Source organism: Aeromonas sobria, assembly GCF_050266975.1.
In the GTDB taxonomy this organism is placed as follows: Bacteria; Pseudomonadota; Gammaproteobacteria; order Enterobacterales; family Aeromonadaceae; genus Aeromonas; species Aeromonas sobria_B.
This window is the reverse complement of sequence record NZ_JBKISU010000001.1, coordinates 58,279-81,348: the sequence shown is the minus strand read 5'-3', so window position 1 is coordinate 81,348 and position 23,070 is coordinate 58,279. Positions and strand designations below refer to the sequence as shown.

15 protein-coding genes and 1 pseudogene are annotated in these 23,070 nt (G+C 59.7%); 7 read left to right on the top strand and 9 right to left on the bottom strand.

Going from position 1 to position 23,070, the window contains the following annotated elements; genetic code table 11:
• Window positions 1–134 precede the first annotated feature (134 nt).
• From uxaC to ACLHZ1_RS00385, 7 genes are all read left to right on the top strand, one after another.
• Window positions 135–1,547, top strand: coding sequence for a glucuronate isomerase (uxaC, locus tag ACLHZ1_RS00415; protein WP_427260496.1), 1,413 nt, complete (start codon window positions 135–137; stop codon window positions 1,545–1,547).
• 132 nt (window positions 1,548–1,679) lie between these two features.
• Entirely contained in the window at window positions 1,680–3,143 is a 1,464-nt protein-coding gene (locus ACLHZ1_RS00410; protein ID WP_408796405.1) for a tagaturonate reductase, read from the top strand.
• A 9-nt stretch (window positions 3,144–3,152) separates the two neighbouring features.
• On the top strand, window positions 3,153–4,640 hold the full coding sequence (locus tag ACLHZ1_RS00405; protein WP_427260495.1) for a UxaA family hydrolase: 1,488 nt from the start codon (window positions 3,153–3,155) through the stop codon (window positions 4,638–4,640).
• Window positions 4,637–5,185 carry a YgjV family protein gene (locus ACLHZ1_RS00400; protein WP_427260494.1) on the top strand — a complete coding sequence of 183 codons (549 nt, stop codon included), beginning with the start codon at window positions 4,637–4,639 and terminating at the stop codon, window positions 5,183–5,185. Before ACLHZ1_RS00405 ends, ACLHZ1_RS00400 begins: the two co-directional genes overlap by 4 nt.
• A gap of 21 nt (window positions 5,186–5,206) precedes the next feature.
• A complete protein-coding gene (locus ACLHZ1_RS00395) occupies window positions 5,207–6,172 on the top strand; it encodes a sugar kinase (protein ID WP_427260493.1) in 966 nt (321 codons plus the stop codon).
• Window positions 6,165–6,785, top strand: a complete 621-nt coding sequence (locus ACLHZ1_RS00390) for a bifunctional 4-hydroxy-2-oxoglutarate aldolase/2-dehydro-3-deoxy-phosphogluconate aldolase (protein WP_408796409.1) — start codon at window positions 6,165–6,167, stop codon at window positions 6,783–6,785. The genes ACLHZ1_RS00395 and ACLHZ1_RS00390 overlap by 8 nt, the downstream gene beginning before the upstream one ends.
• Before the next feature lie 652 nt (window positions 6,786–7,437).
• Entirely contained in the window at window positions 7,438–9,177 is a 1,740-nt protein-coding gene (locus tag ACLHZ1_RS00385) for an SWIM zinc finger family protein (RefSeq protein ID WP_427260492.1), read from the top strand.
• A 135-nt stretch (window positions 9,178–9,312) separates the two neighbouring features.
• Here ACLHZ1_RS00385 and ACLHZ1_RS00380 read toward each other — a convergent pair whose 3' ends face one another.
• The 9 genes and pseudogenes from ACLHZ1_RS00380 to ACLHZ1_RS00340 all read right to left on the bottom strand — a co-directional run bounded on the left by ACLHZ1_RS00380 (window position 9,313) and on the right by ACLHZ1_RS00340 (window position 23,065).
• Window positions 9,313–10,221, bottom strand: coding sequence for a DMT family transporter (locus tag ACLHZ1_RS00380; RefSeq protein WP_427260491.1), 909 nt, complete (start codon window positions 10,219–10,221; stop codon window positions 9,313–9,315).
• Between the two features lie 270 nt (window positions 10,222–10,491).
• A pseudogene (locus ACLHZ1_RS00375) lies at window positions 10,492–10,755 on the bottom strand (helix-turn-helix domain-containing protein); the annotation flags it as partial.
• 45 nt (window positions 10,756–10,800) lie between these two features.
• Window positions 10,801–12,342, bottom strand: coding sequence for a formylglycine-generating enzyme family protein (locus tag ACLHZ1_RS00370; protein ID WP_427260490.1), 1,542 nt, complete (start codon window positions 12,340–12,342; stop codon window positions 10,801–10,803).
• On the bottom strand, window positions 12,332–13,348 hold the full coding sequence (locus ACLHZ1_RS00365; protein WP_427260489.1) for an ABC transporter permease: 1,017 nt from the start codon (window positions 13,346–13,348) through the stop codon (window positions 12,332–12,334). Before ACLHZ1_RS00365 ends, ACLHZ1_RS00370 begins: the two co-directional genes overlap by 11 nt.
• Window positions 13,349–13,532: 184 nt before the next feature.
• Entirely contained in the window at window positions 13,533–14,243 is a 711-nt protein-coding gene (locus ACLHZ1_RS00360) for an ABC transporter ATP-binding protein (RefSeq protein ID WP_427260488.1), read from the bottom strand.
• Window positions 14,243–16,216, bottom strand: coding sequence for a vWA domain-containing protein (locus ACLHZ1_RS00355; protein WP_427260487.1), 1,974 nt, complete (start codon window positions 16,214–16,216; stop codon window positions 14,243–14,245). Before ACLHZ1_RS00355 ends, ACLHZ1_RS00360 begins: the two co-directional genes overlap by 1 nt.
• Window positions 16,213–17,292 (bottom strand): hypothetical protein, encoded by a 1,080-nt coding sequence (locus ACLHZ1_RS00350; protein WP_427260486.1) that lies wholly within the window; start codon window positions 17,290–17,292, stop codon window positions 16,213–16,215. The genes ACLHZ1_RS00355 and ACLHZ1_RS00350 overlap by 4 nt, the downstream gene beginning before the upstream one ends.
• Window positions 17,286–20,000, bottom strand: a complete 2,715-nt coding sequence (locus ACLHZ1_RS00345) for a putative virulence factor (RefSeq protein WP_427260485.1) — start codon at window positions 19,998–20,000, stop codon at window positions 17,286–17,288. The genes ACLHZ1_RS00350 and ACLHZ1_RS00345 overlap by 7 nt, the downstream gene beginning before the upstream one ends.
• Window positions 19,997–23,065, bottom strand: a complete 3,069-nt coding sequence (locus ACLHZ1_RS00340) for a virulence factor SrfB (protein ID WP_427260484.1) — start codon at window positions 23,063–23,065, stop codon at window positions 19,997–19,999. Before ACLHZ1_RS00340 ends, ACLHZ1_RS00345 begins: the two co-directional genes overlap by 4 nt.
• Window positions 23,066–23,070 lie beyond the last annotated feature (5 nt).

The window sequence follows — 23,070 nt, the reverse complement described above, 5'->3', positions numbered from 1 at the left end:
CAGTCCAATCGGGGGGATTTTGTGACCTGGCTGGGATTTTTGGCTCAAAGTGACTGGACGAGATGTCTGGCAAGGCGAATAATTGGTCCAACAACTAGCCTACTCACCGAGATCTCTCGTACGGAGCAAGCCGAATGACCGCCTTCATGACAGATGACTTTCTGCTGGACACCGAATTCTCTCGCCAGCTTTATCACGGCTTCGCCGCCGGGCAGCCCATCTTCGACTACCACTGCCACCTGCCCCCCGAGCTCATCGCCCAGGACCACGGCTTCGCCAACCTGTACGAGATCTGGCTCAAGGGTGACCACTACAAGTGGCGAGCCATGCGATCCAACGGGGTGGACGAGCGGTTCTGCACCGGAGATGCCGACGACTACGCCAAGTTCGAGGCCTGGGCGCGCACCGTGCCCCAGACCCTAGGCAACCCCCTCTATCACTGGACCCATCTCGAGCTAAAACGCCCCTTCGGTCTGACCGGCACTCTGCTGGGCCCGGACACGGCCCGGGAGATATGGGATTTTTGCAACGACAAGCTGGCCCGCCCCGAGTTCTCGGCCCGCGGCATCATGCGGCAGATGAAGGTCAAGATGGCGGGCACCACGGATGATCCCGTCGATGATCTGCGCCACCACGCCGCCATCGCCGCGGACAGCGGCTTCGACATCAAGGTGCTGCCGAGCTGGCGGCCGGACAAGGCCTTCAACATAGAGGCCGAGGGGTTTGCCGACTATCTGGCCCGGCTGGGGGAAGTGAGCGATGTCGAGATCCGCCGCTTTGCCGATCTCACCCATGCCCTGGCGATCCGGCTGGATCACTTCGCCGCCCACGGTTGCAAGATAGCGGACCACGCCCTGGACGAGGTGTTGTTTGGCCAGGCCAGCGAGCAGGAACTCGACGCCATGCTGGCTCGCCGTCTGGGGGGCGAGACCCTGGCGCCCGATGAAGTAGCCGCCTTCAAGAGCGCCGTGCTTATCTATCTGGCCGGGGAGTACAAGCGGCGGGACTGGGTGCAGCAGTACCACATAGGGGCACTGCGCAACAACAACAGCCGCCGCCTGCTGACCCTGGGACCGGACACCGGCTTTGACTCCATCAATGACGCCCCCATGGCCCGGGCGCTCTCCAGGCTGCTCGATGCCCAGGACAGTCAGGATGCGCTGCCCAAGACCATCCTCTACTGCCTGAACCCCAGGGACAACGAGGTGCTGGGCACCATGATTGGCAACTTCCAGGGGGGCAACATCCCCGGCAAGATGCAGTTCGGCTCAGGCTGGTGGTTCAACGATCAGAAGGATGGCATGGAGCGTCAGCTGACCCAGCTCGCCCAGCTCGGCCTGCTCAGCCGCTTCGTCGGCATGCTGACCGACAGCCGCAGCTTCCTCTCCTACACCCGCCACGAATATTTCCGCCGCATCCTGTGCCGCATGGTGGGGCGCTGGGTCGCAGAGGGAGAGGCACCGGCCGATCTGGCCCTGCTCGGCGCCATGGTGGAAAACATCTGCTTCAACAACGCCCGGGACTACTTTGCCATCGAACTGAACTGAGGGTTCAACGGACGGCGGGGGCAACGCACCCTCGCCGCCAACGGCGTCCATTTGAGTCAAACCGCGCCGTACTCATCTCACCCAACGCATACCAGTAACAGGGGCCGCTCCCCCATGAGGAACGAAAACAAGATGCAACGCCTGAATCGTGATGCCTTCCCGGGGGCCCAGTATCCGGACCGCGTGATCCAGTTTGGCGAAGGAAACTTCCTGCGCGCCTTCATCGACTGGCAGCTGGACCTGCTCAACGAACACACCCGCCTCGATGCCGGCGTGGTGATAGTGCGTCCCATCGACAGCGATTTCCCCCCCAGCCTCAGCACCCAGGATGGCCTCTACACCACCGTCATTCGCGGCCTGGATGCCTCGGGCGAGGCGGTCAGCACCCAGCGCCTGGTGCGCAGCGTCAACCGCGAGCTCAACTGCTATCGCCAGTTCGACGAGGTGCTGGCCCTGGCCCGCAACCCCGATATCCGCTTCCTCTTCTCCAACACCACGGAAGCGGGCATCAGTTACCATGAGGGCGACCAGTTCGACGACGCGCCGCCGGTGAGCTTCCCGGCCAAGCTGACCCGCCTCTTGTTCGAGCGCTTCACCCATTTTGACGGCGCCGCCGACAAGGGCTGGGTGCTGCTGCCCTGCGAGCTCATCGACTACAACGGCGAGGCCCTGCGCGAGCTGGTGCTGCGCTACGCCGCAAAGTGGCAGCTGCCCGCCGCCTTCCAGACCTGGCTGCACGAGCACAACACCTTCTGCTCCACCCTGGTCGATCGCATCGTCACCGGCTTCCCCCGGGATGAACACGCCGAGCTGCAGGCACAGTTTGGTTATCAGGATCAGTTCGTGGTCACCGCCGAGCACTTCTACCTGCTGGTTATCCAGGGGCCGGCCTGGCTCGAGCAAGCCCTCTGCCTCGACCAGATGCCCGCCGATCAGGCCCTCAACATCCGCATCGTCTCCGACATCAAGCCCTACAAGGAGCGCAAGGTCGCCATCCTCAACGGCGCCCACACCGCCCTGGTACCGGTCGCCTTCCTGGCGGGGCTGGATACGGTGGGGGAAGCCATGGCCGATGAACAGGTCGGTGAGTTCGTGCTGCGCATCATGAGCGACGAGATAGTGCCTACCCTGGACTTGCCCAAGGAGGAACTGCTCTCCTTCGCCCATGACGTACAGAGCCGTTTTCGCAACCCCTTCATCAAGCATCAGCTGCTCGCCATCGCCCTCAACGGCATGACCAAGTTCCGTACCCGTTTGCTGCCGCAGCTGCTGCGCTACCAGCAACAACAAGGGGGCTTGCCGCCGCGCCTGAGCTTCGCACTGGCCGCCCTGCTGGCGTTTTATCGCGGCGAGCGTGAGGGACACCCCTATCCCCTGCAAGACGATCAGCCCTGGCTCGATGCGTACGCCCGCCTCTGGCCGGCAGTCGAGCGCGGCGAGCTGGCCCAGGGCGAGCTGGTGCGCGAGATCCTCGCCAACAGCGATCACTGGGGTCAGTCCCTGTGCGACATCCCGGGCCTGGTCGAACGCATAGATCACTGCCTGACCGCCATTCGTGAGCAGGGGCTGCGCGCGGCGCTGGCCGCCTGCTGCTGAGGAGTCATCATGCAAGCCGTCATCCGTATCCATCCCGCTGACAATGTCTTGGTCAGCCTGCGCGACCTCGCCGCCGGCGAGGTCATCGAGCATCAAGGTGCCACATTCACCCTGGGGTTGCCCCTGGCCCGCGGCCATAAAATCGCGCTGCTCCCCCTCGCCCCGGGAGAGCAGATCATCAAGTACGGCCTGCCCATCGGCCACGCCACCGCCGCCATCGCCCCGGGGGAGCATATCCACCACCACAACCTGGCCACCAACCTCAGCGATCTGGACGAGTACAGCTATCAGCCAGAGCTGGTCGAGGTGAGCACGGCGCTGCCGGACAGGGAGATCCAGATCTACCGCCGTCACAACGGCCAGGTCGGCATTCGCAACGAGCTGTGGATCCTGCCCACCGTCGGCTGCGTCAACGCCCTGGCCAAGCAGATGAAGCAACGCCTCGAGCGAGACGCCGATCTCCAAGCCATCGATGGTGTCCATCTGTTCAGCCACCAGTACGGCTGCTCCCAGCTCGGCCAGGATCACCTCAACACCCGTACCCTGCTGCAAAACCTGGCCCATCATCCCAATGCGGGTGGGGTACTGGTGGTGGGGCTGGGGTGCGAGAACAACCAGATCGCCGCCTTCAGGGAGACGCTGGGCGACATCGATGAGTCTCGGGTGCGCTTCATGGTGTGCCAGCAGCAGGACGACGAGGTGGAGCATGGAGTGGGTCTGCTCACCGAGCTGCTCGCCCGCATGAAGGAAGATCAGCGCCAGCCGGGACGCCTGGGAGAGCTCAAGTTCGGCCTGGAGTGCGGCGGATCCGATGGCCTGTCCGGCATCACGGCCAACCCGCTGCTCGGCTGCTTCTCCGACTATGTGATCCAGCACGGCGGCACCTCTGTGCTGACCGAGGTGCCCGAGATGTTCGGCGCCGAGCGCCTCCTGATGTCCCGCTGCCAGGATGAGCAGACCTTCCACAAGACGGTCAGCATGGTCAATGAGTTCAAGCAGTACTTCATCGACCACCAGCAACCCATCTACGAGAACCCCTCCCCCGGCAACAAGGCGGGCGGCATCTCGACCCTGGAGGAGAAATCCCTCGGCTGCACCCAGAAGGCGGGTCAGAGCCAGGTGGTGGACGTGCTGCCCTACGGCGCCCGCCTGCAACGTCCCGGCCTGAACCTGCTGAGCGCCCCCGGCAACGACGCCGTGGCCACCAGCGCCCTGACCGGCGCCGGCTGCCACATGGTGCTGTTCAGCACAGGCCGTGGCACTCCCTACGGCGGCCCAGCCCCCACGGTCAAGCTCGCCACCAACAGCGATCTGGCCAGGCGCAAGCCCCACTGGATCGATTTCAACGCAGGCTCCCTGATCGAGGGTACCCCCATGAGCCGCCTGCTCGAGCAGTTCGTCGACCTCATCGTCGACATCGCCAACGGCAAGCCGACCTGCAACGAGCGCAACGACTTTCGGGAGCTGGCCATCTTCAAGAGCGGAGTCACCCTGTGAGCGGCGACCTCGGCTGGCTGACCCCGGTCTGGACCCTGTTCCAGCAGCAACCCCTGGCGCAAGGCATCGGCCTTGCCGCCATGCTGGTCGGGGTGAGCGCCTTCCTGCAACGGGACGACAGGCGCTTTCGGCTGAGACTGTGCCTCTATCAGGGGGCCATCGCCCTCCACTTCCTGCTCATGGGGGCGAACACGGCGGCCCTCAGTGCCGGGCTCAGTTGTGGCCGTACCATCGCCTCGGGGCGCACCCGCAGCCCCTGGGTGATGCTGTTCTTCCTGCTGCTGGTGTGGGGGCTCGGCATCCCAGGGATCCACAGCCCGGTGCAGTGGCTGCCCATCATAGGCACCACCATAGGCACCTGGGGACTGTTTCGGGCCCAGGGCATAGGGCTGCGGCTCTCCATGCTGGCCGGCGGCCTGTGCTGGACCAGCCACAACATACTGATCGGCTCCATCGGTGGCAGCCTGATCGAGACCACGTTTCTGTTCGTCAACTGCCACACCATGTACCGCATGTGGCGCCACCCGCTGGCGAACGCCCGTTAACTTTTTGCAGGAGTCGCGACCATGATCCGACAGATAGCCGTGATCGGCGAATGTATGGTGGAGCTGCGCCAGGCCGGGCAAGGCCTGCTCGCCCAGGGCTTTGGCGGGGATACCCTCAACACGGCCCTCTACCTCGCCCGCCTGGGCAGGCGGCAGGAGAACGAGACCGGCGAACTGGCGGTACGCTACGTCACCGCCCTGGGCCAGGATGGACTCAGCAGCGAGATGCTGACCGCCTGGCAAGCGGAGGGGATCCAGACAGACTGGGTGCAGCGCCTGCCTGACAAGGCGCCGGGGCTCTACCTCATCGACACGGCCGCCAACGGCGAACGCTCCTTCACCTACTGGCGCAGTGACGCCGCCGCCCGCTACTGGCTGGAACAAGCAGCGTCCGAGGACATTCTCGCCGCGCTCGGCCAGTGCGAGCTTATCTACCTGAGCGGCATCAGCCTGGCCATCCTGCCCCCCCCATCACGCCAGCGGCTGCTCGATGGCCTCGCCGCCGCCCGCACCCGGGGCGCCCGGCTGGTGTTTGACAACAACTATCGCCCCCGCCTCTGGGCCGACAGGGAAGAGGCCAGGGCGGCCTACGCCGCCATCCTGGCCCAGACCGACATCGCCCTGCTCACCCAGGATGACGAAATCGCGCTCTGGGGCGACGAGTCACTGGCGCAATGCATTGCGCGCACCCAGGCCCGGGGAGTGGCCGAGATCGTCATCAAGCGCGGCGCCGAGCCCTGCCTCGTCGTCACGGCGCAGCAACAGATAGAGGTGGCGGCGACGCGGCTCGACCCCGCCCTGGTGGTCGACACCACGGCCGCGGGCGATTCGTTCAGCGCCGGTTATCTGGCCGCCCGCCTGCAAGGGGGCGACCCCGTCGAGGCGGCCCGGGCCGGTCATCGCCTCGCCGCCGCCGTCATTCAATGCCCGGGGGCCATCATCCCCCAGTCCCATATGCCAACGGCCAAGGAGCCCTCCCATGTCTGATCTCATCCCCCGCCTCGAAGCCCTCAAGGTGATCCCCGTCATCGCGCTGCAAGATGCCAGCCTCGCCGCCCCCCTCGCCCGGGTGCTGGTGGAGAACGGCCTGCCCGCCGCCGAAGTCACCTTCCGCACCCCGGCCGCCGCCGAGGCCATCCGCCAGATGCGGGCGGCCTATCCAGACCTGCTGATCGGCGCCGGTACCGTGCTCACCCGCGAGCAGGTGGATGCGGCCGTCGACGCCGGGGCGGATTTCATCGTCAGTCCGGGCTTCAACCCCAGCACGGTGCAGTATTGCCTGGACAAGGGCGTGGCCATCATCCCGGGGGTCAACAACCCCAGCCTGGTCGAACAGGCCATGGAGATGGGGCTGCGCCAGCTCAAGTTCTTCCCGGCCGAGCAGTCCGGCGGCATCCCCATGCTCAAGGCCCTCGGCGCCGTCTACCCGGTGCGTTTCATGCCCACCGGCGGCATCACCCCGGCCAACCTGCCAGACTATCTGGCCCTGGATTCGGTGATCGCCTGCGGCGGCACCTGGATGGTGCCGGCCAAGCTGGTCAACGAAGGCCGATGGGACGAGCTGGCCCAGCTGGTGCGAGAGGCGGTAGCCGCCCTCTGAGTCAGCCCGAGACAAGCCCCCTCCCGGGGGCTTGTTCACAAAGCCCCAAGCATGAAAGCGACCGCAATTGGCCCCAACCAGGCCACTGTGGCAAGCTAAGCCCCTGTTTTGTCTGCGTCTCACGCGCCATGCAACCAATCCCGCCCAGTGATGAAACATGATGCCAGTGCTGTGGCAGGCCTTGGCCGATGGCACCGCCCGCCCCCTGCGAGAGGTGTTTGAGCGAGTTGGCAAGCGTTGCAGAGGCGCGCGCTCGCTGGCTCGCCTTTATCGAGTCGCAAGGCTGGGCTTAGGTGGCGGTGGCACCCTCTCGGGGCGCGAGATCGGTGGCGACCTCTGCCCGTTTGCCGGGGGCACGCTTATCGGATAGGGAGCAGACCGCCCAATGATTGGCCAGCCATTGCTGGTCAACCACCAGCTCGCGCCCTTGCGCAGTGCCTGGTACGGCCCCAGGTCAGGGGCCCTAACTATCCTGATTGAGCCTGATCACCCAGGCTCAACTTTTATCTCTCTCCCTTCTAGGCCTGATGAACAAAGCGTGATCAGAGGTTCCCGAAAGCAAGGAGCAGGAGGGGCGATCACATTGCCTGTGCCCGTGACCTGAGTTGATGCATCATAGGCAAACTTGCCCCCGTCAAAGAAGGAGAGCCCCTTGACTCACAGTTCCAACCACGCCGATGAACTGATCGATGTTGCCGCGCTCAAGGCGCAGAGCGGCGAGGCCAGCTTTGCCAAAGGGGTGCAATTGCTCAGTCAAGGGCGGGTGCAACAGCTCAGTCAGGATGGCAAGACCATCAGCGCCCGGGTGCAGGGCGGTCACCTCTATCGGGTGAGGCTGGCAATTGGGCGCGAGCTGGTGAGCCACTGCAACTGCCCGGCCGCCGATTATCAGACGATCTGCAAACACGGGGTCGCCACCGCTCTGGCCTTCAACAGGCAGCTGGCCGGTCTTGACGGCGAGGAGGGGGCGCTTTCGCAGGTGCCCGATGAGCGGGCGCGGCTGCGTGCCTATTTCGACCGGCAAGAGCAACCGGCCCTGCTAGAGGTGCTGCTCGATGAGCTCGGTCGCAACCCCAAACGCTGGCAACACTGGCTGAGGAAAGTGGATCTGAGTGAGCAGGCGCTCTCCCCCGCCAAGCTGAAAACCTTGATCAACAAGGCGTTGCCCAGACAGGATATGTGGGAATGGCGGGAGGTGAGCGACTATTTCGCCGAGGCCACCGAGCAGTTTGAAGCGATCTGGGAGGGGGTCGATGCCCTGCCGCTTGAGCAGCAGTGGCAGCTGACCCAATATGCCCTCAAGCGCCTCAACACTGTGCTGCTGCAGATAGATGACTCCAATGGTGATCGCTTCGAACTGGAGGCTGATATCTGCGAGCGCCTCCCCGCGCTCTTTGCCCTGCTGCCCTGGTCCGAGCACGACAAGGTCAACTGGCTCTTCACCCATCTTGTCGAGCAACCCATGGATGTGTTCCCGGAAGAGGAGGCCTTTGGTGACCTCCCTCAAAGTCCGGCCTTTCTGGCGCTGTGCGAGCAGGGGCTTGAGCGAGCGCTGACCCAGGGGGAGCAGGACCAGGACCAGGAAGGTAACTGGGAGCTGCTGCGCTACGCCCACCCTCTGCTGGAGGCGGCCAGAGCCTGCGGTGACTGGCGCCACGAACTTAAGCTGCTGGCCAGCATGGCGGGCTGTACCTGGGACTGGCTCAAGCTCTGCATGCTCTGTTGCGAGCATCAGGAGCCGCTGGAGGGAGAGTATTGGCTCACCAAGGCGCGCAAGGGGGCGGTATCGCCCCATGAGCAGGATGCCTGCGATGAGGCCGAGATTGCGCTATGTGTGGCTCTCGGCGAGAAGGGGCGAGCATGGCGCCTGGCCAGGGCCCGTTTCGAACGATTCCCCAATATTGAAGGATTCATGCATCTGCGCCAGTTGCAGCAGCAGCTGGCCTGGCAGGATGAGACCCTGTTGCCCTGGGTCGAACAGCGCCTCAAGGCGTTGGCCGCCGTCAGGCAGCCCTTCAATTTATCCTCCCATCAGGATGCACTGGTGCGCTTCTATCTGGCACTGGACAGGGTGCAGGATGCCTGCGACTGGGTGGCGCTCCACAGGATCAGCCCCGAACTGCTGCTCACCCTGGCCGACAGGATAGCGCCGGCAGAGCCTGTGCTGGCCATGAGTTATCGCTTTCGGGTTGCCGCCTGCTATGTGGCGACGGGTCAGCACCATGGCTATGAGCAAGCGGTGGCGGTGCTGCGCAAGCTGGAGCAGTCGCTGGGGGATGACAAGGCGCGGCAGGAGCACTTTGATCAGCAGCTCAGGGCACTGGCGACCGAACACAAACGCAAGCGCAACTTTATCCAGCTGGTGAACCAGCATTTTTCCTGCCGCCTCTGAGCTGCGCTGATCCCCATGCTTCTCTGGCCGTTATCTACAAGCGCCAAGGGATGGGTATCCAGCCATAAAAACGGGCCTGCGAGTGCAGGCCCGTTCTTTTGCCGATAACCACCCGTTCTGGCTGGGGGCGGCCTCTTATCCGTTGGACGCTTTGAATTTGCGGCTTCGCAGCAGCAGGGGGAGCTGGTAGAGCACCAGGGCGCCCAGCACCAGGCCGGCGCCGGCCAGCTTGGCGGGGCCCAGGGGCTCGCCGTAGAAGAGGGTGCTTAAGATCAGGGTCCAGGCCGGTTCGAGCAGCATCAGCAGGGCGGCGTGGGCCGTGGTCATCTTGCTCAAGGCGTGGGTGAGCAGCCAGTAGCGCAGGGTGGTGGCGATGAGCACGCTGGCGGCAAACCAGCCCCAGATACCGTGGCTGATCCCGCTGGCGGGCCACTGCTCGGTCGACAGGGAGAGCAGGGCGCCGAGCAGCCCGGTCACCGCCAGCTGGATGCAGGTGAGCCAGGTGGGAGGGATGGACTGGGCGAAGTGGCGGTGCACCGCGAGCTGCACCCCCAGGGTGGCGGCGGCCGCCAGAAACCAGAACAGGGAGAGGGACACGGCTGTTTGGCCGGGGTGAGTCTCACCCCAGTGGGTGCTGCTGGAGAGCAGCAGCAGGCCAGCGATGGCAACGGGCAGGGTGAGCCAGTAGTGGCGACCGGGTCTGGCCTTGAAGGCGGCCCAGGCGGCGAGCGGCGCCATCAGGGTGGCCACGCTCATGATGAAGGCGCCACTGCCCAGGGCATCGCTCTGGCTGATGGCGGTGACCCAGCACAGCAGGCTGGCCCCGAGCAGGGTGCCACAGCCGGCGGCCCGCAGCAGCTGCGAACGGCTGGGGGGCGGTTCGCGCAGCCAGGCGAGCGGCAACAAGAGCAGGGCGGCCAGCAGGAAGCGGCTGCCGATAAAGGCGGCGGGAGGGAGTTCGCCAATAGCCTCTTTCGAGAAGAGCCAGCCGGCGGCGGCCAACAGGGTGACCAGTATCATCAGCAACAGGGGGGCGCGGTTCATCGGGACATCACGGGGTCAGGGCAAAGGCCAGAGCATAAGGGAAAGGCGCCCCCATTGTCTGCGCCGATTTCGCCCCCCGCCCCCTGCCCGGCCGAACCGGGCGCGGCACAGTGCCTGGGTCGGCGAGATCCGGGCTCTGCGCCGGGCCGATATTTGGCTGCGACTGGCGCCATCAGATCGCCATGTTGACGGGCACGTCCCGTCGTCGGAACCCTCCTGGTGGCAGGAAACATTGCCGGCACTCACCCCTGTTGGCGCGGGTCCCGGCTATCAGAGCGGCGTGGCGCATTTGCGATACTCGGTGGGGCTGACCCCGACCCGCTTTCGGAACACCCGCGAGAAGTAGAGCTGATCGTCATAGCCCACCTGCTGGCCTATGGTGGCGACCGACAGCGGCGTGGTCTGCAGCAGCAGCTTGGCCCGCATGATGCGCTGATCCTCGCGCCAGCGCACTATGCTCACCCCCACCTGCTCGCGAAACAGGTGGGCGAGGCGCGAGGGGGACAAGAACACCTGCTCCGCCAGCGCCTCCACCAACATTTAGTGCGATATGACAGCCACTATTTTTTAAATGAATTATTACCGTTTCTTGCAGCTTTCCAACCAAGTTGCTGTATCAATTTTTCCATTTTGTAGATAACTCTGTTGGTTTGTCCAATGCGTCGCAAGAAATGGCCTAAGTCCATTCAGCTTTTTGTTAATTGTCAGCATTTGATTAAAGACTGACACTTGCTCTTTAATTGGGCTCTCACCATATATAGACGCAGACTCGACCAAACCACTGGCGTAATAGCCCGTAAGTTGGCTGAGTCGCTCTTTTTGCTCATCCAGCTTGGTCTTGCGAGCTACGCAGTTTTTATCGGCTTTATCGCTGCAGAGCAGCTCATAGTTAGAGCTGAGAAAATCCAAGAACTTGCCATCATCTTGTAGCTTGGTGCAAAGAAAGGCCCCCAGGTTAAGGCTGGCGCGAATCGACTGGGCACGCTCTTCCTGCTGTCTTTGGTTGCTAGCCCTAAGCTGACCTTCCAGGTTTTTCAGTTTCTGCTTGAGCGCCTCATCGTCAACCCCGGAGGCTAGCGTGCCCAACTCGCTGACCGCGTCCTTCTTGTCACCGGTCTCCCCTTCCAGTTTGTTTGATCCCAGTTGCCGCCAACTACTCTCGATACTTTTGACTCGCTGGGTCGAGGTCATGGTGGGAGAAACCAGCACCAGCCGTAGCCCTGAACTCTTGCTGGTAAAGTGACGGTCATCGTCGTAGTAACTCACCTCTTTGCGGGCCGCACTGCGCAAGGCGGCCTGCTCGGTGAGATAATTTCCACCTCGTACCACATAACCACCAGCTTGACCGTGTTGACGATCGAGCTTGTTGAGGTAGAAAGGTTCAAACATCATCTCGTCCACATTACCCAACATATCGTGCAAGCCGAGTGGGTTGGGGGCCAATAGTCCCACCAACTGCAAACGACCATTGGCTGACTGGGCTCCGGCAAACCATTCATGTTCTTTGAGATCATTCATGGGATAGTGAAGGTCACGAAACTCGGCACTGTTGACCTTGAGCCCGCCGCGCGCGGCAAATTCCCACTCGATTTCGGTCGGCAGGCGTACAAACCCGGCTTTACCATCTTCTTTGGGGATCTGGTCAGCAGCATGCTGTCGCAACCAGAGATTGTATTTATCAGTGGCGGCTACTGCATCGAACCAGCTGATGGCACTCACCGGCAAGCTCAGCTTTTTCGATGGTGTGGGGCAGGTCGCTGAGGTAAGTGACTGATATTGAAGCTGAGTCAGCTCATATTTGGCCATTAGGTAATAGCGACCCTGATCCTTAGCCGACTGAGTGAAACTACCTGCAATAAACGCCGGATGAGTGTGTTCGACAAAGCCCCAGTCACCGCCGTCTTGGCCTACCTGGATTGGCAAATCCTCAAGCGGGCCGCTGACAGGGACCTGCACGCGCCGAAAGACCATGGCCCCCTCACACGGCATCGGCAGGATCACATCCTGTGTATCGGGTTTCGGATTGTAATTTTTCTCTGGCCATGGCTCGGCAAATACACTGACACTGGACAGAGCACATCCCATGATGATGAGCCGGGATAAGATCTTATTAGAGCTCACGTAAACTCTCCGCAGGTTGAATAGCAATGGCTCGTCGCGCGCCAATAATGGCCACCAGAATGGCTACCGTCAGGGCCAGGATCAGGGCCAATAAGCTGTGAAATGGGGTGATCCGGCAGATCATCTGTTCGGTACTCTGGCTGCTAGCCAACGTCCGATTAAACAGTGCACTGCCGCTCAGATAGAGCAAGATACCGCCCCCATAGGCAAGCAACGTCAGGATCACACCCTGAAAGATGATGTAGAGGCCCACCGCCGGGCTGGTAAATCCCAGTAAACGTAAAACCGCAATGTGCTTGCGTTTACGATCCACGTTCGCGAGGAAGGCGCCGACCAAGGAGGCAATACAACCAATTAGTGCGGTGCCAGCGATGACGTTGAAGATGAGGCTAAGTACTCGATTGATGCTCTTTATGTTCTCAATATCGGCTAGCCGACTCACGGTCTCGATACGTTGCTGCTTGAGCCACAGATCAAGCGTCGCCACTTGGTCAATGCTGCTGGCATAAAGGCGAGCGCGGGCAAACATAGGGGGTTTACCCGTTAACAGCTGACCTGTGCTGCTCCCCAGCATAGGGATACGATAACCATCACGAAATGATTCCAGCGCTAACAGCAAGGACTGTTGCACGAACAAGGCAGGACGGTTGAAATAAGTGGGTGCCAGAATCGCACCCACCGTCATGGTGCGTTCCCCCCATTCACGCCGAGTATCTAGCTGGCGCATGATGCGCAAGCGGATCGTGTCACCCACACGGACTGCCAAGCGGCGCGCCGCCTCGGCACTGAGAATCACCTCATCCTCCGCCCCAAGTTGCAATGCACCGAGCAGCGGGTCACCAATATCGGTCGGGATCACCTCCGCATTTTCAATGAAATGGCTCATATCTTTCAGCAAATCGGCTTGGGTATTGAGGGATCGGGTTTGTCCGATAGCAAAACCTACCTCCGATTTTTGCCGCAAAGCGGCGATCCATTCTGCTGAATAGTGGCCACTGCTCACCATGCGGATCTCCAGATTGCGTGGATCTCGCGCGAGCTCTTGCTGCAACTGGCTAACCACCCCATAACGCAACCCAAACATAAGGAGTAAAGGGGCAATGACAGCTACCAACGAGGAGATAATACAAAACGATACCGAGCGATCATGCCAAAGATCCTGCATGGCCAAGCGCAGCAGTAGGCCACGTTTAGGAGAGCACAAAATGAGTTTCTCCCCGCGTCAAATTAGCCTTGAGACAGGGCAAACCAAAGGTCTTGACCAACCCCCAGTCATGAGAAGCCACCAACGCCGCTATGCCCCACTCTTGAACTAACTCGATAAAGAGCGCAAAGAGCAACCTCGCTGTGTGGGGATCAAGCGACGCTGTAGGCTCATCGGCCAACAGCAGCTTGGGCCGATGCGCCACCGCCCGCACAAAAGCAACCCGCTGGCGCTCTCCGATAGAGAGTTGGGACGGTCTTTTGTGCAGCAATTCAGCCAACTTGAGGGTCTGGACGGCCCGTGTGAGTAACCGCTCATCTTCGGCCATACCCAGCAGTTGGCAGGGCAAGCGAATATTGTCTCTCACCGTCAAAAAGGGCAGCAAACCGCCGCTCTGCAGCATAAAGCCTATTCTGGCTGCACGGATAGCGGCTAACGCCGCTTGATCGTTGGCCGTCAGCAAAGGGGCAATATTGACCACGGTTGGGGTCGCGTCAGTAAAGTCCATCTCAAATCGGCCCACGCGGCTGGGAGCCAGTAACAGCCCAATAACCTCAAGCAGGGTGCTCTTGCCGCAGCCACTTTCCCCCGTCACGGCGACCACCTGCCCCAGAGGCAAGTTCAGCTCAGGCAAACAGACCCGATGGGCCTGTTCACCGCTGCCCCGCACTATGCTCATCGCTTCGATACAAAGCATCAGGGCATCATTTCCAGAGGAACCGGGTAGACGTGATCACGGGGATCGCTATCCTTGGCCAGTGCCACCCAGCGGCTGACATCAGCGTTGTAACGCTGGTAATGGCGCAATTTGGTCGCCAGGGTGCGAATAAACTTCTCCTGTGCCAACCCATCCCAACTTTTCCAAGTTTCCTCATCCAGATTAAGCACATCACTGCGATAAGGCAGATCGGCAAGGTATTCCCCCATCACCCCCAGATCCGTGATGCTGGTGTTATCCAACTGCTTGAGCTGGTTGGGATCGGCGCCCATGGTCGCAGCAACCGAGCGCAAACGCTCGAACATCTTGGCCGGTGAGATCATGCCTTCATTGGCCGCATCCAAAATCTGTTTCACCACGTCGCTAAGGTCACTAAGCTGGCCCTTGGTGAGCAACACCCTGACCTCGGTAGTCGGGATATTCTGCTTGATCAGGTCCCGGTCGCTGATCCAGGCCTCAAATACCAAGGGCGCCTGCGTTCCACTCCTCTTGCCGAGGTAGGAAAGTTGCATGGCATGACCGATCAGCGCAGTATCTTGCAGCAATTTTTGCGCGGGAGTGAGTGCATCCTCCTCCTTGGCGTTGCTGGCGCTGCCGATGGCTGGTTCTCCAAAGTAGGATGCTTTTACCTGATCGGTGATGGCGGTCGCCAACGCATCAACCTTGTCACCAAACTCGTGTACATCGCCGGCATTGACCGGATAGTAAAGCGAAGTATTGGTACCACTGTAAGTCGATAACTCCTGATATTGGCTCGCAGCCTTGGCGTGATCTTTCTTACCCGCCGCCGTTTTCAGGTGCAGGGTATATATCGCCACCCCTGGGTTGGCCGCTTCCAAGCGGATCTGCTTGGCATCCAATCCTGTCGTAGAGAGTTTGTTATCCCCTTCTATCGCCCCTGCATCGGTGATCAGCACCACATAACGGGCCCCAAAGTGGCTCCAGTCGATCTGATCTATCGCCTGCATCACCCCTGCATACGCATCCTCATTGAACAGCTTGCTCGACACGCTAGCCTGCTTGAGATCGGCCACTTTTTTCAAAAAATCGGCACCGTCTCTGATTTCATTAGGATCGGCATACATGCGGGTGGTGTATTCCAGACCCGGCACCGCCTTGGCGTTGGAGCGAAAGGAGATCATGCCAAACTTCACCTGCTGGCCCAAATTTTCCTTGTTGATCCGCTCATAAACCTTGCGCACGGCCTCGCGGGTACGCTCGATATAAGGCCCCATCGAGATGGTGGAATCCACCACGAACACTACGGCGGCATTGAACTCCTTGAGCTGGTTCACCTTGGCACTGGGTTCAACAGTGGCCGCATTGGCTTTGCTGACCGAGGCTACATTGAGCAAACGGGTGTAGAAACCATCCTCGGTCATGACCTCCTCACCACTGAGGATGGGTAACAAATAGAACTGTTGCTGCAGATCAACAAAGTACTCGGGTTCTTGCGCCAGCACCCCGTCTGCGTTGCCCTGCTTCTTCAGCGCTGCGCGCAGCGGTGCAACCTTGGCGACAGGATCCGCGGCCTCCAGGATCTGGTTGAGTTGCTCTCGCTCCTTGAAAAAGAGCAGACGATCCCGGTTAGCCGGATTGGTAAAAGCTAGAGTCAGCTGCATCTTCCAATCCACAGTACAAGACTGGGGCAACCAACCGATGCTCTGGCCATAGCTGTCGGGGCCGACCTTTACCCAGCTGTCACCCTTGGCATTGACCTGCTCATAGACATAGAAGCTGCTGAAGGCTGGTTGCAGCACCCCAGACGTCTGACCCGCCTCGGCCACCAGGTCGCAACCGGGGGTGGTCAATACTCGTTGATATAGGCTCTTTTTCCCCTCCTGCAACAATGGGCGATGCTCCGATGTCGTCTCGGTCGCCGCCGCACCTGAGCCACCCAACAGCAGCAGGAATGCTGCCGCACCGCGCAATGATCTGGTTGCTGCTATCACTTGCTTAACTCCTCATAGCGCTGTTTGGCTTCACCATTGTTGGGCTCAACCTGAAGTACGGTGTCATACCAATAAGCGGCTGTAGCATTGTCCGCCTCTTTAAAGCAGTCGTTCGGCTGGTGAAATTTGGGATCATATTCACGGGCATAGGCCAAGGCCACCTTGCTATCCCCCCCCTGCGCACGGTTGGCATAAAGGCGCTGCGCTACTCCACACTTTTGGGCTGACTTAGCACTTTGGATCACCGCCAATAAGGTATCGGTTGGCGGCTGCTGTGCAATACAAGCCTGCACAAACTCCAATTCGCTCTTAGTCGCCAAGTTAACGGCACTGCAACCATCCTCCGTTGCCTCGCCGCTGGCTTCATTAACCACCGCCTCTGCCACCACCGGTTCGACGGCCGTTTCAGCCATAGAGTCAGTCACCGGTGCAACGGCGGATGGAGCATCTGCCGAGCGGTTAAACCAGAAGATCAGGGCGCCAATTAGCAGCAACAGCGCGACCCCACCAAGGATCAGCATGACCTTCGATTTAGATGCAGCCGTGGCGGCCGCCGGTAAGGACGCAGTCACCGGCACAGGCTCTGGTTCGACCTCGGGTTCCGCACTGAAGGCCGGCAGCTCAATCTCAACCGGCACCTCAACTGAAGCTAGATCTGGCACCGGAGGAGCATCAACCACGGGTGAGTTAATGATACTGCTGCCACCATATTCCCCCACCTCTCCTCGGGCGCTGGAGGGGAATACCGCCTCGCGAGCCACTTGCAAGGTGGTATGACGGATTTCACCAGAAGCCAGCTTAACGTTGATCTGAATTGGACTGGCGTTGACCAGCAAGGGGTCCACAATCGCGGCACCCACCCGAAAACCGCTGCCGCTTTGTAGCGGATAACCGCCGTGGATACTGAACAAGTGGGGGGCTGGACTCCATTGCCCCCCCTCTTGCAAATAGTTCTGCTGATTATTGAGAAGAGAAAATTCGAGCCCCTCTACCAGCTCGGAGACGCCCCGCAGCCGGATCAGTAGTTGAGCTTCACCTGGAATAGCGGGGTCGGTAGCAATTATTTTGGCTAGCATGGTGCTGACTCTTGCTGTAATTGATGGATGATCTGGCCCAGACGCTGATTCTGATCGTGAGAAATATCCCGTGTGGCACTATGGCCCGCGTTATCTTGGGTGATCAGCACCAGGGAAGAGAGCCAATCCCCCAAATACGCCATGGCGGGGTTGAGCGGTGTGGCAGGCAGGCAAGGCAACTCGTTCTGGCCTATTTCTGAACCACGGGCAAACAGCTTGCCCTTAGCGCCCGCAAAGCTGTTTGGCACCTTCTCTGGTGGCATGGCCAAAAAACCAAACCAAGCCACGAAATCGCGCAATGTGAACTGAGCCTTCATCACTTGCCGTGCAAGCTGTTGTTCTCGCCGCACCCCTGCTTGCTCCTGCCCAGCCAGGGTTCGTTTCAACATTCCCTCCAGATCCAGACGGTTAGCCGCCGTGATCAACTCTTCGGTAAGCAAGTCGATCAATTCGGTCTCGATACCGAACTGAGCCAGCAGGGTTTTCTGGGTAGGCAGATCACGCAAATGTGCGACCCATGCCTTGAATGCCTCACGGGCGAAACCGTCATCCTGGCCAACCCGCTCTTCAGCCTTGACGGCTGTATTCACCACGGCGACATCAGCCTGATCGAAAGGACTGCTCGCAAATGGGCTGCTATCAAAAGGACTTGCACCAAAGGGCATTTGCCCAAATGGGCTGTCAGGGCTACTGCCATAGGGCGAGATAGCGGTTGCTTCTAGCCCCTCATCCTTGAGGACATTCTCACGAATACTGAGGTAAATATTGCTCAGCTCTGCAGCGGGCAGCTCCAATTGGCCAATCAGCTCACCGAGGGAGTTAAAACGGGCGCCAAGCCCTGTCCAGAGCTTCTTGCCTATCTCCCGCTTTTTCGCCAGTTGCCCGTCACCATCTTGCTCATACCAACGTCCCAGCAGTTGCTCCGCCAGCTCTTTGCGCTTGGCGTTCAGCTGCTGCTGAAGTCGATCAAGCTTGAAATCAAGATGCGCCACCCCCCTCAACGCTTGTCCAAGCCGAGCCATACCGCCATCGTTGAGCGACAACATGGCCGCCCATGCAGCTTCGGGATCAGCCAAATGTTGCGCCACACCTTTTCCTGTCACAAAAGAGGTCGCCATCTGTTGCAAGACATCCGAGTATTGAGGTGCAACAGCCACTTCTCTCCCACCGTCCATGCTCAAGAAAGGGACCGGCATGCCGGGTTTACGTACCAAGAAACAGTTGTTAAATGCGCGCCCCGGCGCCCACTCCTGGATCCACTCATATTGGCCAAAACGTTCCAGCAGAGTTTGCTGCATCAGGCCATCCCACCCTTCCTTGAGCTGAGCAGATGTCAGATTAAGCCCGCTATTGATCCGCATATCAAACATGGTCAACGCCCAAAACAGACCCGGCTTACGACTCTGCCGCTCACTGGCACTCTTGCCCTGGGTCTTTTCTACCCAGCGCGTCAGTACGGGACCGACACTGGTCACGTCACTCTGCTTGGCGGCGCTGGCACAAACCACCAAGGCATTCATCTCCTGATTGTCGGTATAACGCTCGAACAGATACGCGACCTTGCCACGCAGCAACAGCTGAGAAATCGGACTACCGCCTGCGCTGGCTGCCTCCTCCAGTTTGCTAATCGCGAGACGCCCCCGGTAGCCGGGGAAATCGAGCAGATCTACCTGCTCCACCAAGCTATCCGCAGACCCCTCGACCATTGGGAAGATCAACTCAGTGGTAAGAGCGGCCAGTTGGGCCTGGGCAATCGAGGCGGGCGTGTACCGACCGTCAGCCCCCAAAAAGCAGATCTCGACTGTCCTGTCCTCGGCGGATCCCAACAAGCCAAGGCTGTCCACGTTCATGATGCTCACGCTGCCGTTACCTTGATTCAACAGGCAATCAAGAGGCGCGTAGACGGTCTTGGCGTGACCTAGTCTTGCAAGGCTGGTCGCCAGGTTGCGATAGATCTCGGTCAGCTCGGCTTGCTCGCCCCACAACAGGGAGAATAACTCGGCCCGCTCGACGGGCGTCAAAGTGGGGGCCAGCTGCAATACCCGCGGCCAGTAGCCATGTTCGAGCTTTTCCACCGACTTCCTAAAACTGCCGTTCAAATAGTCCCACAGGGCCACCACATCATCACGGCTGACGCCGTTGTTGGTCACTGGGTTGATGGGGCGATTTTCAAACGGCCGCAGCCGCGCATCGATACCAGCTTCATCGAGCTGATAGCTCAGCAGTTCGTGGTTGAAATCGTTGAACCAGGTGTTGGCCAGGATCTTGGCCAAGTCGATCTCGCTAAACAGCTGCAAGGGCACCGGGTAATTCGCCGGGGCAGCGGTCTTGGCACGGGTAAACCTCGTGACCAGACCAGTGGCCTCTTTTCCACCACCCACAGGGTTAACCTCCTTGATGAAGTCAACCTGACGCTCCCCATAGTACCCCTCCAGCGCGCCATTACCGCCGGCGGCCAAAGCTGATATCAGATAAGATTTACCCGCTTGGGAAATGCCGAAAAAACCCACCGTCATGGGGGTACCCGCCACCCGCTTGAGGCTGCTGGCCACATTGCGTGCCCGATGCAAACTTAGGTTTAGCTTGTCCGCCTCATTATCGAGCCGGTGGGAGTCATGGCGCACTACATCAACCCAGCCAAGTGCATCCTGGGCGCTGCGCTCGATAGTCGCCCAGCCCTGACTTAAGGTCTCCTGTTGAGGCTTCATTGTTGTTTTACGCTCCCGCTATCTAACCAGTGTCTGCTATCTATGAGTCCGGCATCTGGCATGGTGTTGAGCTCCAGCTCGAGATCCCGCTTATTAAATGTTCTATCAGTATTACTTCCCACCTCGCTGACTATCAGCTTGTCACTGATAAGCCCCAATGCCCTGGCCCGGTTATCCTTGCCGATGGTCAGCTTGACCTCAAGATAGGGCGAGCTGCCATCCGAAGACTTAGCCTGGGTATATTTGGCTCGCCCTTCATCACTGAAACGCAAGGTATAGAAGGGGGAAGCTGTCCAGCGTTCAGCATCGAGCTGGCGATAGCCTAGGCGCAAATCACCACGCATGATCCAGACCGGGGTATCCGTCTCTTCACTGCCAACCTTAGGCAACCGGATCTGCCCCTCGTGCGATTGAATGTCACGGTAGGTCACATCGTGATCGCGGATGATATTTTGAAGATCGATGATCCCCATATGGCGAATGGTGGAGTACGGCTTGAGTGCCGCAGTGCGGAAATGAAAGTTAGGAATACTGTGGTTGGCACACAGCAAGGTGATCATGGCTCCCACCGAGGCAGTACTCTTCGGATCATCGATTTGGCCATTCTTGTGGAACGGATACCAAGTGCCAGTATGGTAACCATGCAGCGGCAAAATGCGTCCCGGCGGTAATGGCAAACACATCCGAATAAAGGCCTGAATGCCTGGTAACAAGGAGGGGCGCCCAGTTAACAGCAGCATGTCGCAATGGTAGTTGGCCATCACCTCGCACAGCGCGGTCAACACCTTGCAGATGTTGAAACGACCAGACAGCAGTGCCTGATGTACTTGCGCCAAATTGAAGGTGATGGGTACCTCGCGCAGCTTGAAATCACTGCCCCCCCCCGCTTTTTGTACCTCCCGCTGCACAAACGCCTCGACTGCCTCACTGATGTTATTGCCTGGCACCAAATCACCATAACGCAGGCTCTCGCTCACTTTCGCACCAAGGCCCTGCGGATCGTACAGTTCATAGCGGCCCAGCAAATCAAGGGCTATCGGGACAAATACCTGTAAGTTGAGCTGCTGGCGCAGCACTGCTTCCGCCGCGCTCACGTTGTTGGCTCCACAAAGCTGTGACATGAGGGTATCAACCGAACCAACACCGCTCTGTTTGAACGCGGTCTCCAGCGCAGGCAATACCAACAGTTGGATAACATCGAGCAATACATCGTCCCCCGCTATCTTGAAACTGTCGCGAAAGCGCTGCTGTGGAACAATATGGGCATTCACACCTGCTCCCTGTTGCCCGCTGCGATCGAGAGCATAATCGGTGATCACCAGATCCGTGGTACCGCCCCCAATATCGATGGAGGCTAGGGTAATACTCTCACGGTTCTTTCTGTCGGGACGGCCCAACGCGGCAAAAAACTCCTCAGGATGACCGGCAAAGTTCTGGTTTATCTCGGTATAGAGGTAGACCAACTGGGCACAGGAAGCTTCATCCCACTCCACTCGGACACGGGGAAGCGGCACTTGGATGTTATCCTGCACATGCCCATCATCCTGACGACGATAAGGGTCTTGTTCCCCCTGATGCCAGCGCAGCGCCTTCCACACCAAACCCACGGCCTGATGCATCCGTTCATCAAGAATGCAGCGCTCGGCCATCGGCATACCGGGCGGCACAGTGAGAATGATATTTCGCAACTGACGTGGAATGCCGGCATGCCCCTGGCGAGTGCGCTGCGCCGGGCTGTTGACCTGGGCCAACGCCTGGGTCAATACCTCTGCCAGCATAAAAGTCATCAGAGCACTGCGCGAGTAACGTGGCGTAAACACCGGGATGCGATCCATCTCATCCTCTATGGTGTGCAGCGCTTCCCCTTTTTCATTGATAAGGTTCGCAAAAGGGGCCGCCGTTGCCAGCGAATGGGTATCGTGCTGCTGATAGGCAGAGTTGAAGCGCCAGCCCTGACCATAGAATTTTTCATCCCACAGGTAGCGCTTCGGGCTAGACAGACCGGTCGAACCTTCACTGCCACGACGGCGGCTGGCCAAGCGACCAGCCTCGTTACCAATCCGGGCGATGGTCGGCCATTGAAACGCATCATGGCGACCACTACGTACCGAGCACTGATCCTTGCCAAAGAAGGCTTGTGAAAATTCGATGCGACTCTCGAAGGGCTGGTTGTAAACCTGCTCAGGGGCGTTCAGATCCCGTAGTTGCAGAACATAGTTGTGCATCAGGCCAGACCCGGACTGACCATGATCCTCAATCAAAATACCGCAAGTACGAGAGTTACCCACATCGAGAACCAGATCCACCGGGATCGGCTTGATGGCATTGGTCTCGCCGTTAGCGATGATCCGAAATTGTGGGATCTCGACCCGTGGCAGCTCCTTGCTTTGCTGATCGGCAACCGGCTTGGCCAGCAAGGAGAGCAGATTAAGGTAATGTGCAACTGGGTATTGTTGCTGTATCTCGCTTTCCCGCTCTTCTCTGTCTCGCCCTTGGCTTGCATCATTAAAGACTTCAAGCAGCCACTCTTTTAGCCAAGGCTGGGTCAGATACCAACCAAGGGCATAGGTCGAGGTGGCAAGTTGGAAGGTGGCCCCCGCACTAACATCTTCCTGATTTGGCCCTAAATCGGCTGCGCCGTGCAACTTAGCCATGATCCGGGTATCAAAAGCCAGAGTCAGGCGATGGGTATGGCCATCTAAGTCCAGCTCTTGCAGTTTTACCAGCCGAAAACGTGCCCAGTTGATCGGCCCCTCGTTGTAGAAATGGGGAGAATTAAACCGAAACAGTGGCAACGGCAGCCAGACTCCGTCCAGCAACTCGAGGCTGCTCTTAAGTGCGATGTCGTACTTGGCGCGTGCTTTTTCGATGGCGTCGGGCCCTGGCTGGAAGAAATGGAAATCCTTCTCTTCGTTGTACAGCAAACGAGTGAGCACGCCGCTGGCCAGCTCCACAAACTCGCCAGCCTGCTCGCGACCTAGCGTTAGACCGAAATCCATAAACTGGATCCCTGAATCACCCACCAGGGTGACCTGACGATCAAATGGTTTTATTTCTGGCAACATGATTA

Bases quoted from the DNA above. Each gene is read 5' to 3' on its own strand.
- uxaC (WP_427260496.1), top strand. From the start codon at position 135: ATGACCGCCTTCATGACAGATGACTTTCTGCTGGACACCGAATTCTCT.
- ACLHZ1_RS00405 (WP_427260495.1), top strand. From the start codon at position 3,153: ATGCAAGCCGTCATCCGTATCCATCCCGCTGACAATGTCTTGGTCAGC.
- ACLHZ1_RS00380 (WP_427260491.1), bottom strand. From the start codon at position 10,221: ATGAACCGCGCCCCCCTGTTGCTGATGATACTGGTCACCCTGTTGGCC.
- ACLHZ1_RS00345 (WP_427260485.1), bottom strand. From the start codon at position 20,000: ATGAAGCCTCAACAGGAGACCTTAAGTCAGGGCTGGGCGACTATCGAG.
- ACLHZ1_RS00360 (WP_427260488.1), bottom strand. From the start codon at position 14,243: ATGCTTTGTATCGAAGCGATGAGCATAGTGCGGGGCAGCGGTGAACAG.
- ACLHZ1_RS00410 (WP_408796405.1), top strand. From the start codon at position 1,680: ATGCAACGCCTGAATCGTGATGCCTTCCCGGGGGCCCAGTATCCGGAC.
- ACLHZ1_RS00395 (WP_427260493.1), top strand. From the start codon at position 5,207: ATGATCCGACAGATAGCCGTGATCGGCGAATGTATGGTGGAGCTGCGC.
- ACLHZ1_RS00390 (WP_408796409.1), top strand. From the start codon at position 6,165: ATGTCTGATCTCATCCCCCGCCTCGAAGCCCTCAAGGTGATCCCCGTC.
- ACLHZ1_RS00365 (WP_427260489.1), bottom strand. From the start codon at position 13,348: ATGGTGAGCAGTGGCCACTATTCAGCAGAATGGATCGCCGCTTTGCGG.
- ACLHZ1_RS00350 (WP_427260486.1), bottom strand. From the start codon at position 17,292: ATGCTAGCCAAAATAATTGCTACCGACCCCGCTATTCCAGGTGAAGCT.
- ACLHZ1_RS00340 (WP_427260484.1), bottom strand. From the start codon at position 23,065: ATGTTGCCAGAAATAAAACCATTTGATCGTCAGGTCACCCTGGTGGGT.